General features: G+C 74.0%; 11 protein-coding genes. 8 read left to right on the plus strand and 3 right to left on the minus strand.

Going from position 1 to position 15347, the window contains the following annotated elements:
* Positions 1 to 9: 9 nt before the first annotated feature.
* Entirely contained in the window at positions 10 to 2259 is a 2250-nt protein-coding gene (locus QC029_RS10600) for a serine hydrolase (RefSeq protein ID WP_336621573.1), read from the minus strand.
* 322 nt (positions 2260 to 2581) lie between these two features.
* Here QC029_RS10600 and QC029_RS10605 point away from each other — a divergent pair, with 322 nt between their 5' ends.
* The 3 genes from QC029_RS10605 (at position 2582) to QC029_RS10615 (ending at position 4861) form a co-directional block, all read left to right on the plus strand.
* Entirely contained in the window at positions 2582 to 3343 is a 762-nt protein-coding gene (locus QC029_RS10605; protein WP_279555284.1) for a GPP34 family phosphoprotein, read from the plus strand.
* Between the two features lie 223 nt (positions 3344 to 3566).
* Positions 3567 to 4427 carry a helix-turn-helix transcriptional regulator gene (locus tag QC029_RS10610; RefSeq protein WP_279555285.1) on the plus strand — a complete coding sequence of 287 codons (861 nt, stop codon included), beginning with the start codon at positions 3567 to 3569 and terminating at the stop codon, positions 4425 to 4427.
* 224 nt (positions 4428 to 4651) lie between these two features.
* Positions 4652 to 4861, plus strand: a complete 210-nt coding sequence (locus tag QC029_RS10615; RefSeq protein ID WP_279555286.1) for a DUF397 domain-containing protein — start codon at positions 4652 to 4654, stop codon at positions 4859 to 4861.
* Positions 4862 to 5006: 145 nt separating this feature from the next.
* On the opposite strand, the gene QC029_RS10620 is transcribed toward QC029_RS10615, so the two are convergent.
* Positions 5007 to 6131: an ADP-ribosylglycohydrolase family protein gene (locus QC029_RS10620; RefSeq protein WP_279555287.1), complete on the minus strand. Its 1125-nt coding sequence runs from the start codon at positions 6129 to 6131 to the stop codon at positions 5007 to 5009.
* A 202-nt stretch (positions 6132 to 6333) separates the two neighbouring features.
* Positions 6334 to 8985, minus strand: a complete 2652-nt coding sequence (locus tag QC029_RS10625; RefSeq protein ID WP_279555288.1) for a bifunctional FO biosynthesis protein CofGH — start codon at positions 8983 to 8985, stop codon at positions 6334 to 6336.
* A 261-nt stretch (positions 8986 to 9246) separates the two neighbouring features.
* On the opposite strand from QC029_RS10625, the gene QC029_RS10630 reads away from it, so the two are divergent.
* The 5 genes from QC029_RS10630 to QC029_RS10650 all read left to right on the plus strand — a co-directional run bounded on the left by QC029_RS10630 (position 9247) and on the right by QC029_RS10650 (position 15289).
* Complete coding sequence (locus QC029_RS10630) at positions 9247 to 9657, plus strand: hypothetical protein (RefSeq protein WP_279555289.1); 411 nt, start codon at positions 9247 to 9249, stop codon at positions 9655 to 9657.
* Positions 9658 to 9766: 109 nt separating this feature from the next.
* The gene (locus tag QC029_RS10635; RefSeq protein ID WP_279555290.1) at positions 9767 to 11320 is read left to right on the plus strand and encodes a CehA/McbA family metallohydrolase; all 1554 of its coding nucleotides are present in this window, start codon (positions 9767 to 9769) and stop codon (positions 11318 to 11320) included.
* A 208-nt stretch (positions 11321 to 11528) separates the two neighbouring features.
* On the plus strand, positions 11529 to 14480 hold the full coding sequence (locus QC029_RS10640; protein ID WP_279555291.1) for a BTAD domain-containing putative transcriptional regulator: 2952 nt from the start codon (positions 11529 to 11531) through the stop codon (positions 14478 to 14480).
* A gap of 251 nt (positions 14481 to 14731) precedes the next feature.
* Positions 14732 to 14887 carry a hypothetical protein gene (locus QC029_RS10645; RefSeq protein ID WP_279555292.1) on the plus strand — a complete coding sequence of 52 codons (156 nt, stop codon included), beginning with the start codon at positions 14732 to 14734 and terminating at the stop codon, positions 14885 to 14887.
* Between the two features lie 198 nt (positions 14888 to 15085).
* Positions 15086 to 15289 carry a hypothetical protein gene (locus QC029_RS10650; protein ID WP_279555293.1) on the plus strand — a complete coding sequence of 68 codons (204 nt, stop codon included), beginning with the start codon at positions 15086 to 15088 and terminating at the stop codon, positions 15287 to 15289.
* The last annotated feature ends 58 nt before the right edge of the window (positions 15290 to 15347 follow it).

Genomic DNA, 15347 nt, shown 5'->3' on the forward strand with positions numbered 1-15347 from the left:
GCCCGCGCGTCACAGGATGCGGGTGAGGCGTGTCCCCGTGTCCGGTTCGGCCAGCTCGCTCCGGACGGCCACCGGCACCCTCACCTGGCCCGGTCCGCTGCCGACGGTCAGGGTGCCGACGGTGTCGCCCGCCGCCGCCGTGTGCGGTACGCCCTTGCCGCCGTCGGTCAGGGCCAGCTCCACCTTCAGGCCGGACCAGCCGACCGCCGTGACGTCCTCGGTCGCGACCAGCGGCGTACGGCCGCCGAGGCCGTCGTCCACGTAACCCACCACGTCGCCCTTGGCGACGATCCTCTCCGACCTCAGGACCTCCTGCGCGGAGACCAGCAGCTCCCGGCTCTCGGCGATCACCGTGTCGATGATCGGCGGCTTGTGCTGCCCCATGACCGCGCCGACGATCAGCTGCGTGGTGCCGCCGACCTCCTTCTCGCCCGCGAACAGCAGGTTGCCGCCGGCGGCGGTGGTGGTGCCGGTCTTGATGCCGACGGAGCCGTGGTACGGGACGAGCCCGTTCCAGTTGCGGTGGACGACGCCGTTGCGGTCCTCGTACGAGGGCTTCTTGACGATCTCCCGGAACGCCTCGTAGTCCATGACCTTCTTGCCGAGCTTGACCTGGTCGGCAGCCGTGCTGACGGTGTCCTTCCGCAGTCCGCTGGCGTCGGTGTAGATGGTGTTCGCCATCCCGAGCTCCTCGGCGGCGGCGTTCATCTTCTCCACGAACGCCTTCTCCGAGCCGCCCGAGTCCCAGCGGGCCAGCAGCCGCGCCACGTTGTTCGCCGACGCGATCATCAGGGCGTGGAGGGCCTCGTCGAGGGTGATCTCCTCGCCCTCCTCGACCTCGACCGTCGACTCGCCCTGGGCGCTGAGGCCCGCGTCCTTCTCCGCCTGCGCGTCGACGGGTATCCGCGGCCCCTCCTCACCCGCCTTGAGCGGGTGGTCGCGCAGTATGACGTAGGCGGTCATCACCTTCGCCACGCTGGCTATCGGCACCGGCTTCTCCTCGCCGTACGAGCCGAGGGAGCCGAGCCCCTCCACCTCCAGGACGGCCTGGCCCTCGGGCGGCCAGTTCAGAGCGGGCTCCTCGCCCTCGAAGGTGTGGGTGGCCGAGGCGGTGAGCACCAGCTTCGGGTCGGGCAGCGGACGCATGAGCTGCGCGACCGCCAGGGCGATCACCAGCAGCAGGACCAGCGGCGACCAGATCTTGACCCGCCGCACGGCGACCCGCAGCGGGGTCTCCGGCGGGGCGGGCTTGTTCGTCAGCTCGGCCAGCAGCTCCAGGGGCTTGTGCGGCGGCAGCGGCTGCTGCTTCGTCCGCTCGGCCTCCGGCAGCTCCGGCGGAGCCGGCCGCCCGGACGCCGCGGCGGGCGCGGACGCGGGTACGCGGGGGGCGTCGACGGACCGCAGCGGTACGAAGCGGCTCGTCCGCTCGACGTCGCGCTCCTCCGTCTTCTCCGGCTCCCCGGTCTTCTCCGGCTCCCCGGTCTTCTCCGATTCCTCAGTCTTCCCCGACCGCTTCGGCTCCGGCTTTCCGGAGTCGGCCTCGGGGCGCACCCGGAACATCGCGGTGGGCTGGTCGACCGGCCTGCCGGCTTCGGCGTCCTCGCCGGCCCCGTCCTCGCCCTCGTCCTTGGGGACGCGGAAGATCGCCGTCGTCTGATCCACCGGCCGCGCCTCGGGCTCGGGCTCGGGCCTCTCCGGCCGCCCGGCCTTCTCCGCCGCCTCCGGGACACCGGCCTCGGCGGCGTCGTCCTCGGCAGTGTCCTCGACGGCGTTCTCGGCCGCGGTCCCGTCGGTCCCGCCCCCGTCCCCGTTCTCGCCCCCGGGGGCGCGGAAGACCGCCGTGGCCTGGTCCACCGGCCGCGCCTCCGGCCCGGAGACGTCCCCGGCCCCGGTCCCGTCCGCGTCGGCACGCCCGTCGGCGGCATCGGCGTCGGTGTCCTCGGTGACGTCCTCGATGACGCCCTCGGAGACGTCCTCGGGCTGCCCGGGCTCCTCCGCCCCCTCCGCGGCATCCCCTCCGGCCTCACCCTCGGCCGTGTCGTCGTCGGCGTCAGTGTCGGCTGTGCCGGCCGTGCCGGCCGTGCCGGCGTCGGCGGCACGGCCGTCCGCGCCCGCGCCGCCGGCCTCCCCCGTGGCCGTCTCCCCCGCCGCGTCCTCGGCCGTCGCCCCGGAGCCGTCTCCGTTCGGCGACGGCTCCTCCTCACCGGCCTCCGCCGCGTCCCGGGGCACCGCGTCCCGGGGCGCCTCGTACAGCGCCACGCGAGGATCGCGCGCCCGCTCGGGAACCGTTCCGGCCTCTCCGGTCGTCTCCCCCAACGAAGTCTGCCGTTCCGAACTGTTGGGGGACTTGCCCGCCACCTATGCCTCCCGCTGGGTGTTCGCCACTCGTCATATCAGTAAACAGTGTCCTGAAGGCCGGTTCTCCCCCGGCACTCCGGCTCGGTTCAGCGGCCGCGAGGGCCCGCTAAATTGCCAGACGGTAACGACATACCTACCGGTTCCATGACAAAGCCCTCAGGCGCTCTCGACAGACCTCTGTGAGAGGGGTCACCCTGTCATGCATCCACGCGGGGAGGCATGGATGGGCAGGAGCCGTAGAACGATTCCGGAGGAGCTTCTGCTGCTGGCCCTGGACCCGGCCACGGGTACCACGGCGCAGCCGCAGTCGCTCGACCTCGGCCTGGCCGGGGCCCAGCTCGTGGAGCTGGCTCTCGCAGGACGGATAGCCCCTGATGGGGATCGCATAGCCGTGGTGCTGCCACGGCCGACCGGAGATCCGACCCTGGACTCCGCGCTGGAGTTGCTGCGCAGACGCGGCAGCCCCGTCCGCGCGGTCCACTGGATCGGCGGGCCCAGGCTCGGGCTACGCCAAACCTATCTCACACACCTGGAGCGCTGCGGCATGGTCCATGCCGTATCCAGCCAGATGTGCGGGGTGTTGCCGACGACTCGCTACCAAGCGACGGACACGGCCGTCAGCCGGGAGATCAGGGCCCGGCTCGACAACGCGATCCGCACCGGCGTCCCGCCGGACCCGCGGACCGCGGCGCTCGCCGCACTGGCCCACGCGGTCGGTCTCGGCAAGCACCTCTACCCCGGCAACGAGGGACGGTCATCCCGTTCCCGGCTGCGGGACCTGATCAGGCACGACCCGATGGGCGGCCTCGTCGCGCACGCCGTGATGGACGTGCAGAACGGCGTGGCGGCACAGCCCCGGCGCGCCGCTCCCGGCAGGGGCGCGGGCGGTCCGGGCGGCGATCGGCCGGTGGCACGGTCCACCGCGCCCCAGCCGCTCGCCGGGCAGGTCCGACGGGGCGGGATGGCCCGCGCGGGCGCCCGCTGATCCCCCACACCCCACCACCCGGCAGTTCTCCGGGATCCGGCCGGAAACCGGCCCGGAGCCGCGAAGCGCGGGGTGGCGGTGCGTACGCCCGGCACGGCGTACGGCCGCCACCCCGCGCTTGCGCGCGTGCACCCTCTGTGGCCGTTTCCCAGCGCAGGCGCCGCCGGTGGTGGCACTCTGCTTCAGGAGCGGTCTTATCGGCGTAAGCGGAGGTGTGCGCACCGTGGCATCCAGTGTCAACCCCACCGTCAGGCGGCGTCGGCTGGGACAGGAGCTGCGCCGGCTCCGCGAGCAGAAGGGCATGACGGCGGAGGAGGTGGCCGACAGGCTGCTGGTCTCCCAGTCCAAGATCAGCCGTCTGGAGAACGGCCGCCGCAGCATCAGCCAGCGCGACGTCCGCGACCTGTGCGGGGTGTACGAGGTCGAGGACCAGCGGATAGTCGAGTCGCTGATGCAGATGGCCAAGGAGTCCAGACAGCAGGGCTGGTGGCACGCGTTCGGCGACATCCCGTACAGCGTGTACATCGGCCTGGAGACGGACGCGGCGTCCCTGCGCGTGTACGAGCCGCAGGTCATGCCGGGGCTGCTGCAGACCCCCGAGTACGCCGAGGCGGTCGTCGCGGGCGCGCTGCCCGAGGCGTCGGCGGCGGACGTGGAGAAGCGGGTGAAGGTGCGGCTGCGCCGGCAGGACCGCATCCACGACCCGAAGAACCCGCTGCGCCTGTGGGCGGTGGTCGACGAGGCCGCGCTCCGCAGGACGGTCGGCGGGAAGCAGATCATGCGGGACCAGTTGGAGCGCCTGCTCGAACTCTCCCGGCTGCCCCATGTGACGGTGCAGGTGATGCCCTTCTCCATGGGCGCGCACCCCGGCCTCAACGGCCAGTACGCGATCCTGGAGTTCCCGGACGCGGCGGACTCGACGGTGGTCTACCTGGAGGGCGTCACCAGCGACCTCTACCTGGAGAAGGCCAGCGACGTGCACAGCTACAGCGTGATGTACGAGCACCTGCGGGCGCAGGCCCTCAACGTCGAGCAGACCCGGGAGTTCATCGAGGGCATCGCCAAGGAGTACACCCGGGGCTGAGGCCGCCCGCCGACGCCTCCGGAGCCACCCGGCACACGGGCGGCACGGCAAGCTACACCCCGTGACTCGTCGATGTGAAGAGCTGTTTGGAATATGCCATCCGGTCGAGTGAACAGCGGCGTCAGCGGCCCCGGTTGAGGGGTACCGTCTGCCGCACGCCGGGCCCACCCGGCACTCTTCACCGTCTGGGAGAAACCGGAGCAGACGGAGAAACCGGAGCAGACATGGCAATCCGACAGGGCATGACCGACAACTGGACCAAGTCCAGCCACTCCGCCGGGAACGGCGCGTGCGTGGAGGTGAGGTCCCCGGAGCCGCGGGCGGTCGCCGTGCGCGACTCCAAGGTTCCGCAGGGACCCTCGCTGGACTTCGTCCCGGGTTCGTGGACGGCGTTCGTGGGAGCCCTCGGCCGGGGCACGCTCGCCCGCGGCTGATCCCTCCCGCACGACGCGCGCCGAGCGGTGGCAGCACCGCGTCGCGCGGCACCACCGACCGAAGCCCTCTCGACTGGTCCGCCGTCCCGGCCGAGGGGGCTCGGCACGTGCCGGGCCCCGTGCGCGGGGCCTCGGGCCCGGCTCGTCAGGCCCGCGGGTAGCGGGTCAGCCAGCCCGGTGAGCCGGCCGGGGTGGCCGGGCTGTGGAGGGCGGGCCCCTGGGTCATCTCCATGGCGAAGTCGTCGGCCAGCTCCAGGATGGTGGCGCGGCCCTCCAGTTCGGCGACCCAGTTCGGCGGCAGGGCCGTCTCCCCGTGCATCACGCCCAGCAGGTTGCCGCAGATGGAGCCGGTGGAGTCGGAGTCGCCGCCGTGGTTCACCGCCAGCAGCAGGCCGTGCCGCACGTCCTCGGCGACCAGCGCGCAGTACACGCCCATCGCCAGCGCCTCCTCCGCCGTCCAGCCCTCCCCCAGCGACTCCACGCGCTCCGCGGTCGGCAGCCCCTGCCGCACGGCGCCGAGCGCCTGCTTGAGGGCGTCCGTGGTCTCCTCGTGGCCGGGGTGGGCCGCCAGGTGGACCAGGGCCCGCTGCACGGCGGCGTCCAGGCTCTCGCCCCGGGCGACGGTGTGGACGACGACGGCGAAGGCGCCCGCCGCCAGACAGCCGGTGGGGTGGCCGTGGGTCTGGGCGGCGCACTCGACGGCGAGCTGGAAGACGAGCTGCGGCTCCCAGCCGACGAGCAGCCCGAAGGGCGCGGAGCGCATGACGGTGCCGCAGCCCTTGGAGTCGGGGTTCTTCGGGGCGTCGAGCGTGCCCATCCGGCTGTCGGCGAGTCCGGTCAGACAGGCGCGGCCGGGGGCGCGCCGGGAGTACAGCCACTCCTGGCGGGCCAGCCAGCCGTCCTCCGTCCGGCGCTCGTCGGGCCCCCAGTCGCGCTGGGTGGCGGCCCATCGGCGGTAGGCGGCGTGCACGTCGGTCGGCGGGTGCCAGGCGCCGGTGTCGCGCCGTACGTGGGCGCGGATGAGCCCGTCGACGGTGAACAGGGTCATCTGCGTGTCGTCGGTGACGGCGCCGCGCCGCCCGTAGGCGGGGACGTAGTCCGTCACGCCCTGGGGGCCGTGGGCGGCGCGGATGGCGTCGAGCGAGTCGAACTCGACGCCCGCTCCGAGCGCGTCGCCGATGGCGCCGCCGAGCAGGCAGCCGCGCACCCGGCTGCGGAAGTCCTGCTGCTCGGCGCGGCCCCAGATGCCGCCGCCCGCTGTCGCGGTCACCGTGCGCCCCCTCCCGTGCGTACCGTTCCCTCGTCCGCTCCCGGCCGCTCCCGCCCGCGTCCGGGCCCGTCGGTTTCGGACCGCACTGTAATCGACCCCGGGCGGCCTGAAGCGGCTCGGAGGTGGACGGAGGCCGGAGATCCCGGGAAGACGGCCGGAAGTCGCCCGGGCCCGTACGGCCGCGCACCGGTCCGGGCCGGCGTCAGTCGTCCAGCACCGGCAGCAGCTCCGGAAGGTGGCCGTCGGAGGCCTCGGCGGCCCGTACGCGCTCCTCGGGGACCTCGCCGTAGGTGGTCGTGCGGGGGCGGGCCGGGCGCCCGGCGGCCTCGGCGATGGCGACCAGGTCCCGGACGGACCGGTAGGAGCCGTAGGAGGAGCCGGCCATGCGGGAGATGGTCTCCTCCATCAGCGTGCCGCCCAGGTCGTTGGCGCCCGAGCGCAGCATCTCGGCGGCCCCCTCGGCGCCCAGCTTGACCCAGCTCGTCTGGATGTTGGTGATGTGCGGGTGCAGCAGGAGGCGGGCCATGGCCGTCACCGCGCGGTTGTCCCGGACCGTCGGCCCGGGGCGGGCGATGCCGGCGAGGTAGACCGGGGCGTTGGTGTGGACGAACGGCAGCGTCACGAACTCGGTGAAGCCGCCGGTGCGCTGCTGGATCTCCGCCAGCAGGCGGAGGTGGCCCAGCCAGTGCCGGGGCTGGTCCACGTGCCCGTACATCATCGTCGAGGACGACGGCAGGCCCAGTTCGTGGGCGGTGGTGACCACCTCGACCCAGGTGGCGGCCGGCAGCTTGCCCTTGGTGAGGACCCAGCGCACCTCGTCGTCCAGGATCTCCGCGGCCGTGCCCGGGATGGAGCCGAGCCCGGCCTCCTTCGCGGCCGTCAGCCAGTCGCGGACCGACATGCCGGTGCGGGCCGCGCCGTTGACGACCTCCATCGGGGAGAAGGCGTGCACGTGCAGGCCCGGCACCCGCTCCCGCACCGCCCGCGCGATGTCGAAGTAGGCGGTGCCGGGCAGGTCGGGGTGGATGCCGCCCTGCATGCACACCTCGACCGCGCCCACGTCCCACGCCTGCTGGGCGCGGTCGGCGACCTGGTCCAGGGAGAGGGTGTAGGCGTCGGCGTCGGTGCGGCGCTGGGCGAAGGCGCAGAAGCGGCAGCCGGTGTAGCAGACGTTGGTGAAGTTGATGTTGCGCGTGACGATGTACGTGACGTCGTCGCCGACGGTGTCGCGCCGCACGTCGTCCGCGACGCGGCACAGGGCGTCCAGGGCCGGGCCGTCGGCGTGGAACAGGGCCAGGGCCTGGTCGTCGGTGAGGCGGGTGGGGTCGTCGGCGGCGGTGGCCAGGGCGGCGCGCACGTCGGCGTCGATCCTCCCCCCTCGCCCCCCGCCGGACGGCGGGGGGCCGGGGGCGTCCTCCCGCCGCCCGGCGGCGGCCGCGGACTCGCGCAGCGCCTCCCAGTCCCCGTACACCTCGTCGAAGTCGTCGCGGCGGTCGGCGGTGCGGCCCTCGGTGTCGACGGTGCGGTGCAGGTCGGTGCGGCCGGTGGCGGTGAACGCCTCGTCGGGCTCCTGCCAGGGCCGGCCGGTGACGGCGGCGTCCTCGCGGGCCAGACCCGTGGCCGGATCGGCCAGGGCGGTGACGTGCGGCAGCAGCCGGGGGTCGAGCCAGGGCTCGCCGCGCCGTACGAACTCCGGGTAGACGGTGAGGCGTTCGCGCAGTTCGTAGCCGGAGGCGCGGGTGTGCTCGGCGAGTTCGTCGATCTGCGGCCAGGGGCGCTCGGGGTTGACGTGGTCGGGGGTGAGCGGTGAGACGCCGCCCCAGTCGTCGATCCCGGCGCCGATCACCATGGCGTACTCGGAGTCGACGAGGTTGGGCGGGGCCTGGATGCGGGCGGCGGGGCCCAGCACGTGCCGGGCGACGGCGACGGCCGCGGCCAGCTCCTCCAGTTCGGCGTCGGGCATGCCGCGCATCGCCGTGTCGGGCTTGGCGCGGAAGTTCTGCACGATCACCTCCTGGACCCCGTGGTACGCCCGCTGCACGCGGCGGATCGCGAACAGCGACTCGGCCCGCTCGGCGTACGTCTCGCCGATGCCGACGAGGATGCCGGTGGTGAAGGGGACGGAGGAGCGCCCCGCGTCCTCCAGCACCCGCAGCCGTACGGCCGGCTCCTTGTCGGGCGAACCGTGGTGCGGGCCGCCGGGCTCGGACCACAGGCGGGTGGCGGTGGTCTCCAGCATCATGCCCATCGACGGGGCGACGGGCTTGAGGCGCTGGAAGTCCGTCCACGACAGCACCCCGGGGTTGAGGTGCGGCAGCAGGCCGGTCTCCTCCAGCACCCGGATCGCCATGGCGCGGACGTAGGCGAGGGTGTCGTCGTACCCGTGCGCGTCCAGCCACTCGCGGGCCTCGGGCCAGCGGTCCTCGGGCCGGTCGCCGAGGGTGAACAGCGCCTCCTTGCAGCCCATCGCCGCTCCCCGGCGGGCGATGTCCAGCACCTCGTCCGGGGAGAGGTAGGCCCCCTGGCTCCGCCGGGCGGCGCCCTCGCCGCGCCCCTCGCGGCGGAGCTTTCCCGGCACGGTGACGAACGTGCAGTAGTGGCAGCGGTCCCGGCACAGCCGGGTGAGCGGGATGAAGACCTTGCGCGAGTACGTGATCACCCCGGGGCGGCCCGCCGCCCGGAGGCCCGCGTCCCGCACCCGTGCGGCCGACGCCATCAGGGCGGCGAGGTCGTCCCCGCGCGCCTGGAGCAGTACGGCGGCCTCGGCCGTGTCCAGCGCGACCCCGTCCCGGGCCCGGCGCAGGGCGCGCCGCATGGCGTTGGCGGTGGGGGGTGCCTGCGCGCTCGAAGTCATGGACCGAGCATACGAGCGCCCCCGGCGCCGGCCGGGGCGCGGGGGTGGGGACGTTCCCGCCTCCCCCCGGCGCCGGGTACACCGGGTGACCTGCGCGAACGGCTCCGGGCGGCGGCCCGCGGCCCGGGCGGCGGGAAAACGGCGCCCGGGGACCGCATCCGCCGGGGCCCGCGCGCCGTCTACGGTGACGGGCCTTCCGCTTCCGGCCCCGCCGTCCGGATCCTCGCGCCGTCCTCGGCCTTCGCCTCATCGGGGGAACCCATGCGCACCGCCACCGTCCTCGCCCTGCTCGGCGCCCTGCTGGTGGGCGCGCCCGCCGCCGCCCACGCCGCGCCCACCGCGCGGACCGCGTCCGCCGCCCACACCGCGGCGTCGGCGGCCGCCGACGCCGGGGACCCCGGCGTACGGGCCATGGCCCCCACCCGGTCCTCCGGCGGTTCGGGCGGAGGGAACCGGAGCGGCGGCTCCGGCAAGTCCTCCGGCACGTCGAAGAGCACCGACACCTCGTCCGGCGCCTCGACGAGCGCACAGAAGGACAAGAAGGGCAAGAAAGGCAAGAAGAAGGGGAAGGGGATCGGCTGGGTCGTCGCGGCGCTGGTGGGCGGCTTCGTCCTGCTGGTCGTGCTGGTGGCGCTCTTCCTCCTCCGGAAGAGGAGGAGCGGCCGCGGCTGACCCGCCGTCACACGGTGTCGGCCGGGTTATCCACAGGCCTTTCCCCGCCCGTCACGCGCGCATGGAAAAGTGATGCGCGGCACATCCGACACGACAGGGCGGGGTTGGCATGAACCGGCGCGACGTACTGAGGCTGTCCGCTGCCGCGGGGGCCGCGAGCGCGCTCACGCTCCAGACCGTGACCTTCACGCACGCCGGGGAGGGCGAGGAGGGCGGGGAGGAGACCAGGACGGTCCGCGGCCGTCTGCCCACGGGGGCGCCGGACTTCGTGTACCTGCCCGTCGAGGTGCCGCGCGGGGTGCGGGAGATAGCCGTCTCCTACACCTACGACAAGCCCCCCGTGCCCTCCGGCACACCGGGCAACGCCCTGGACATCGGCATCTTCGACGAGCGCGGCACGGCTTCGGGCGGGCGCGGCTTCCGGGGATGGTCGGGCGGCTTCCGCACGGAGTTCGCCGTCGGCGCGCACAGGGCGACGCCGGGGTATCTGGCCGGCCCGGTGCGGCCCGGCACCTGGCACGTGGTCCTGGGTCCGTACACCGTCGCCCCGCAGGGCATGGAGTACGAGGTCACCGTCACGCTGCGGTACGGCGAGCAGGGCCGCACCCCTAAGCCCGCGTATCCGCCGGAGCGGGCGAGGGGGCGGGGGCGCGCCTGGTACCGGGGCGACTGCCACCTGCACACCGTGCACTCCGACGGGCAGCGCACACCGGAGGAGGTCGCGGCGGCGGCGCGGGCCGCCGGGCTGGACTTCATCGCCACCACCGAGCACAACACCACCTCCGGGCACGGCGCCTGGGAGGGGCTGTGGGGCGAGGACCTGCTCGTCCTGTGCGGTGAGGAGGTGACCACCCGCAACGGCCACTACCTGGCGCTCGGCGTCGATCCGGGCACCTTCGTCGACTGGCGCTACCGGGCGCGCGACGACGCGTACGAGCGGTACGTGCGCAGGATCCACCGGGCGGGCGGGCTGGTGGTCCCCGCCCATCCCAACTGCCCCTTCGTGGGCTGCCAGTGGAAGTTCGGCTACGCGGGCGCCGACGCGGTGGAGGTGTGGAACGGGCCGTGGACGGCCGACGACGAACTGGCCCTGGCCGCCTGGGACAACATGCTGGTGGAGTCCTGCCGGGAGGGATACGGAAACGAGGGCGGGGGCGGGGACGGGGACGGCGGGAGGAGCCGGTGGATACCGGCGATGGGCAACAGCGACGCCCATCGCGAGCCCCAGGTCGTCGGGCTGCCGCAGACGGTCGTCCACGCCGGGGACCTGTCGCGCACGGCGGTGCTGGAGGGCATACGGGCGGGCCGGAGCTGGCTGGCGGAGTCCTCGGCGATCGGCCTGGAGCTGTCGGCCGCGGGCCCGCGCGGCGAGCACGCCGGGATCGGCGAGCGGCTGCGCGTCGCGCCGGACGCGGAGGTGACGGTGCGGCTGGAGGTGTCGGGGGTGCCGGACGGCACGGTGCGGCTGCTCACCGACCAGGGCGAGATGCGCTCGGAGCGGCTGCCCGCGTCGGGCTCCGGCACGGTCGCCTGGCGCACCACCGCCTCACTCGCCTCGTACGTGCGCGCCGAGGTGCGCCACCCCCTTCGGGGTGGCGGTGCCGCGGGCCTGCCGGGGCCGATGGCGGCGATGACGAATCCCCTCTGGCTGGAGCGCCGTTGACCCCGGACACCACACCCACCCACCAACTTCCTTTCCGGGCAGGGCATTTGGCCTGCCACCCGACATCTGCTCATCTGTCCGGGCATCGGCTTGCGGTTCTGTCGCAGGTTTGCGGTGACTGTGGGGAGAGGCAGGGGCACGGCTGACGTATCGGCCCTTGACAAGGCACACTGTGCGCTGCGGGTCGTCACACTTCGCAGGGGGCACCATGGACGGCGAGGGGCACACCGGACGCGAACGACTGCGGCAGCCGGACAACCGTCACCACCGGCTGCGTTTCGCCGTGCTCGGACCGGTGCGCGCCTGGCGCGAGGACGAGGCGGTCAACGTCGGCTCACCGCAGCAGCGCGCCCTGCTCGCCGCTCTGCTGCTGCGCGGCGGGCAGACGGCCACCGCGCAGGAACTGGTGGACGCGCTGTGGGGCGAGGACCCGCCGCAGCGCGCCCTGGCCGCGCTGCGCACCTACGCCTCCCGGCTGCGCAAGGTGCTGGGCGCCGAGGCCCTGATCAGCGAGTCCGGCGGCTACGCGATCCGGCTGGGCCCCGACACCGAGCTGGACGCGGACGCGGCCACCGCCCACGCCCTGGAGGCGGAGAAGGCCGCCTCCTCCGGAGACCGCCACCGGGCGCGCGAGCTGTACGGCCTGGCGCTGTCCCAGTGGGACGGCGAGACCCTGGCCCACGTCCCCGGCCCGTACGCCGAGAACCAGCGCACCCGGCTGGAGGAGTGGCGGCTGTCCCTGCTGGAGCACCGCCTCGACCTCGATCTCCAGCTCGGCTTCCACGCCGAGGCGGTCAGCGAGCTGACCGCCCTGACCGCCGAGCACCCGCTGCGCGAGCGGCTGCGGGAGCTGCTGATGCTGGCGCTGTACCGCGGCGGGCGGCAGGCGGAGGCGCTGGCCGTCTACGCCGACACCCGGCGGCTGCTCGCCGAGGAGCTGGGCGTGGACCCCTGTCCGGAGCTGGCCGAGCTCCAGCAGCGCATCCTCCAGGCCGACGAGGAGCTGGCGCGGCCCGCCGAGGAGGCCGCGCCGCCGGGCACGGCCACCTTCGTACGCCCCGCCCAGCTCCCCGCCACCGTTCCCGACTTCACCGGCCGGACCTCCTTCGTCGCGGAGCTGGGCGACCAGCTCGTCACCGCCGAGAGCCGGATCATGGCGGTCTCGGCGGTCGCGGGCATCGGCGGAGTGGGCAAGACCACCCTGGCCGTGCACGTCGCCCACGCCGCCCGCGACCGCTTCCCCGACGGCCAGCTCTACGTGGACCTCCAGGGCGCGGGCCCCGCCCCGGCCGAACCGGAGGCCGTGCTCGGCGCGTTCCTGCGGGCCCTGGGCACTCCGGACTCCGCGGTCCCCGACGGGGTGGAGGAGCGGGCCGCGCTCTACCGTTCGCTGCTGGCCGGCCGCCGCATCCTGACGCTGCTGGACAACGCCCGCGACGCCGCCCAGGTGCGTCCGCTGCTGCCGGGCACCGAGGGCTGCGCCGCGCTGATCACCAGCCGGATGCGGATGGTCGACCTGGCCGGCGCGCACCTGGTCGACCTGGACGTCATGAGCCCGGAGGAGGCCATGACGCTCTTCACCAGGATCGTCGGCGCCGAACGGGTGGGCGCCGAGCGCGAGGCGGCCATGGACGTGGTCGCGGCCTGCGGCTTCCTGCCGCTGGCCATCCGCATCGCCGCCGCCCGGCTGGCCTCCCGCCGCACCTGGACGGTCTCGGTCCTGGCCCGCAAGCTCGCCGACGAGCGCCGCCGGCTGGACGAGCTCCAGGCCGGGGACCAGGCGGTCAAGGCCACCTTCGAGCTGGGCTACGGCCAGCTCGACACCGAGCAGGCCCGCGCCTTCCGCCTGCTGGGCCTGGCCGACGGCCCCGACGTCTCCGTCCACGCCGCCGCCGCCATGCTCGACCGGGCACCGGAGGAGGCCGAGGACCTGCTGGAGTCCCTGGTGGACACCTCCCTGCTGGAGTCGGCGGCCCCGGGCCGCTACCGCTACCACGACCTGGTCCGGCTCTACGCGCGCACCTGCGCCGAACGGGACGAGTACCCGCCCTCCGAACGCGAGGCGGCGCTGTCGAGGCTGCTGGACTTCTACCTGGCCACGGCAGCGGGCGCGTTCGCGCTGGAGCGCCCCGGGGACCGGACCGTGGCGCACCTGGCCGCCACCGAGCGCCCCGGACTGTCCTTCGGCAGCCGCGCCACGGCGCTGGACTGGCTGTTCGCCGAGGCCGACTGCCTGCTGTCCTGCGTGGAGCAGTCGGCCGGCGGCGACACGCTGCGCCGCGCGGCCGACCTGCTGATCGCCGCCAAGGACCTGGCCGACTCCGGCACCCACTCGCTGCGCTACGAGCGGGCCGCCACCGCCGTCTGCCGGGCGGCGGTGACCACCGGTGACACCTGGGCCGAGGGCCGCGCCCGCATCATGCTCACCCACGTGCACACGGTGGCGGGCCGTTTCGGCCAGGCCGACGACGACGCGCACCGCGCCATGGTGCTCGCCGAGTCCACCGGCGATCCGGTTCCCAGGTGCTACGCCCCCAACGACCGCGGCATCATCGCCATCTACCAGGGCCGCTACCAGGACGGCGAGACGTATCTGAACCGGGCCATCGAGGCGTTCCGGGCCGACGGCAACCGCACCGGCGAGGCCAGCGCCCTGTGCAACCTCTCCCGCATCCACCTGGCCCTCGGCCGGATCGGCAGCGCGATCCGGCTCGCCGAACGCGGCGTGGCCATCTACACCGACATGAAGCTCAACATGCGGCTGGCCAACGGCCGTTACGCCCTGGGGGTGGCGCTGACGAGCGCCGGGCGCGTCAGCGAGGCCCTCGACGAGCTCAACAGGGCTCTCGCGCTCTTCCACGAAAGCCGCCAGCCGCTGTGGGAGGGCGTGACCCATCTGCGGCTGGCCGAGGCGCACCTCGCGGCCCGCCGTCCCGCGCAGGCCGCCACCCACGCCGAGCAGGCCCTCGCGCTGCGCGGCATCGGCGGGGAGTGGCGGCGCGGGACGGTGCTGATGGCCCTGGGACGTGCGCTGGACGCCCTGGGCCAGACGGACCGTGCCCGTGCCTGCTGGCGGGACGCGCTGACCATCTTCGACGCCCTGGGTTCCCTCGAGGCCGACGAGGCGCGGAAGTTACTGCCCTCCGCTGTGGCCGCGTAACGGCTCGGAGGTCCTTGTGGCCGCGTAACGGCTCGAGGGTCCTCCGCCGGAGGCGGACGTTCATCGATTGTTTATCGCCGCCCGCCATGCTTATGCCCATCGACCCGTCGCGTCGGGGGGCAGGCGGGTCGATGGGCCCAACACCCTGTACCACCGGGATGAGCGGCCCGAAGTCCGTCCGGCGGCCCACGGGGGAGCCGCCGGGCGGGCCCCCGGGATTCAGTTCGTCACCAGACCTAGGAGTCGGCCGTATGAGCGAGACCACCGAGAAGCCCATCACCGGCGGTCCCAAGCAGGACAACCACGTGTCGAGCCCCGGCAGCGACGGCCCGACCACTCAGGACAACCACGTCTCGGGCGGCGCGGCCGGCACCGAGGACAACCACGTGTCTGGCGACGGGATCTAGAGCCACACCAGTCGGGGGACACCAGGGACCAGCGGCGGCGATGCAGAGGGGGAATCGCCGAAGCTGGTCCCTGAATGCGTGCGGCACATGGAACGAGCCACTGTCGGACGGACTTTCGGCCACGAAGATCGAACAGCCGCTCCCACGGCATTAGGTTGTTTCACGAACGGGAACACCGTTATTCACAGAGGAGCCCTTATGACTCGCCCGAAGAAGGTTCTCGCCACCTTCGCCCTCGCGGCGGCCCTGATGGGCGGAGCGGCCGCTCCGGCCATGGCCGACAACCACATGCCCGTCGGACCGCAGGGCGTCTCCACCCTGGGCCCGTGCGACAACCACATGCCCGCGCCGGGATGCGGCGGCCCCGCCGCCGAGGCGCAGAGCGACAACCACGTCGGCTGACGCGAGGACATACGGCGTGCGGGCAGGCCGGGGGGCCTGCGGACCGAGCGAACGAGCC

Origin of the sequence: Streptomyces sp. DH37, assembly GCF_029813835.1 — a bacterium.
Classification (GTDB): domain Bacteria; phylum Actinomycetota; class Actinomycetes; order Streptomycetales; family Streptomycetaceae; genus Streptomyces.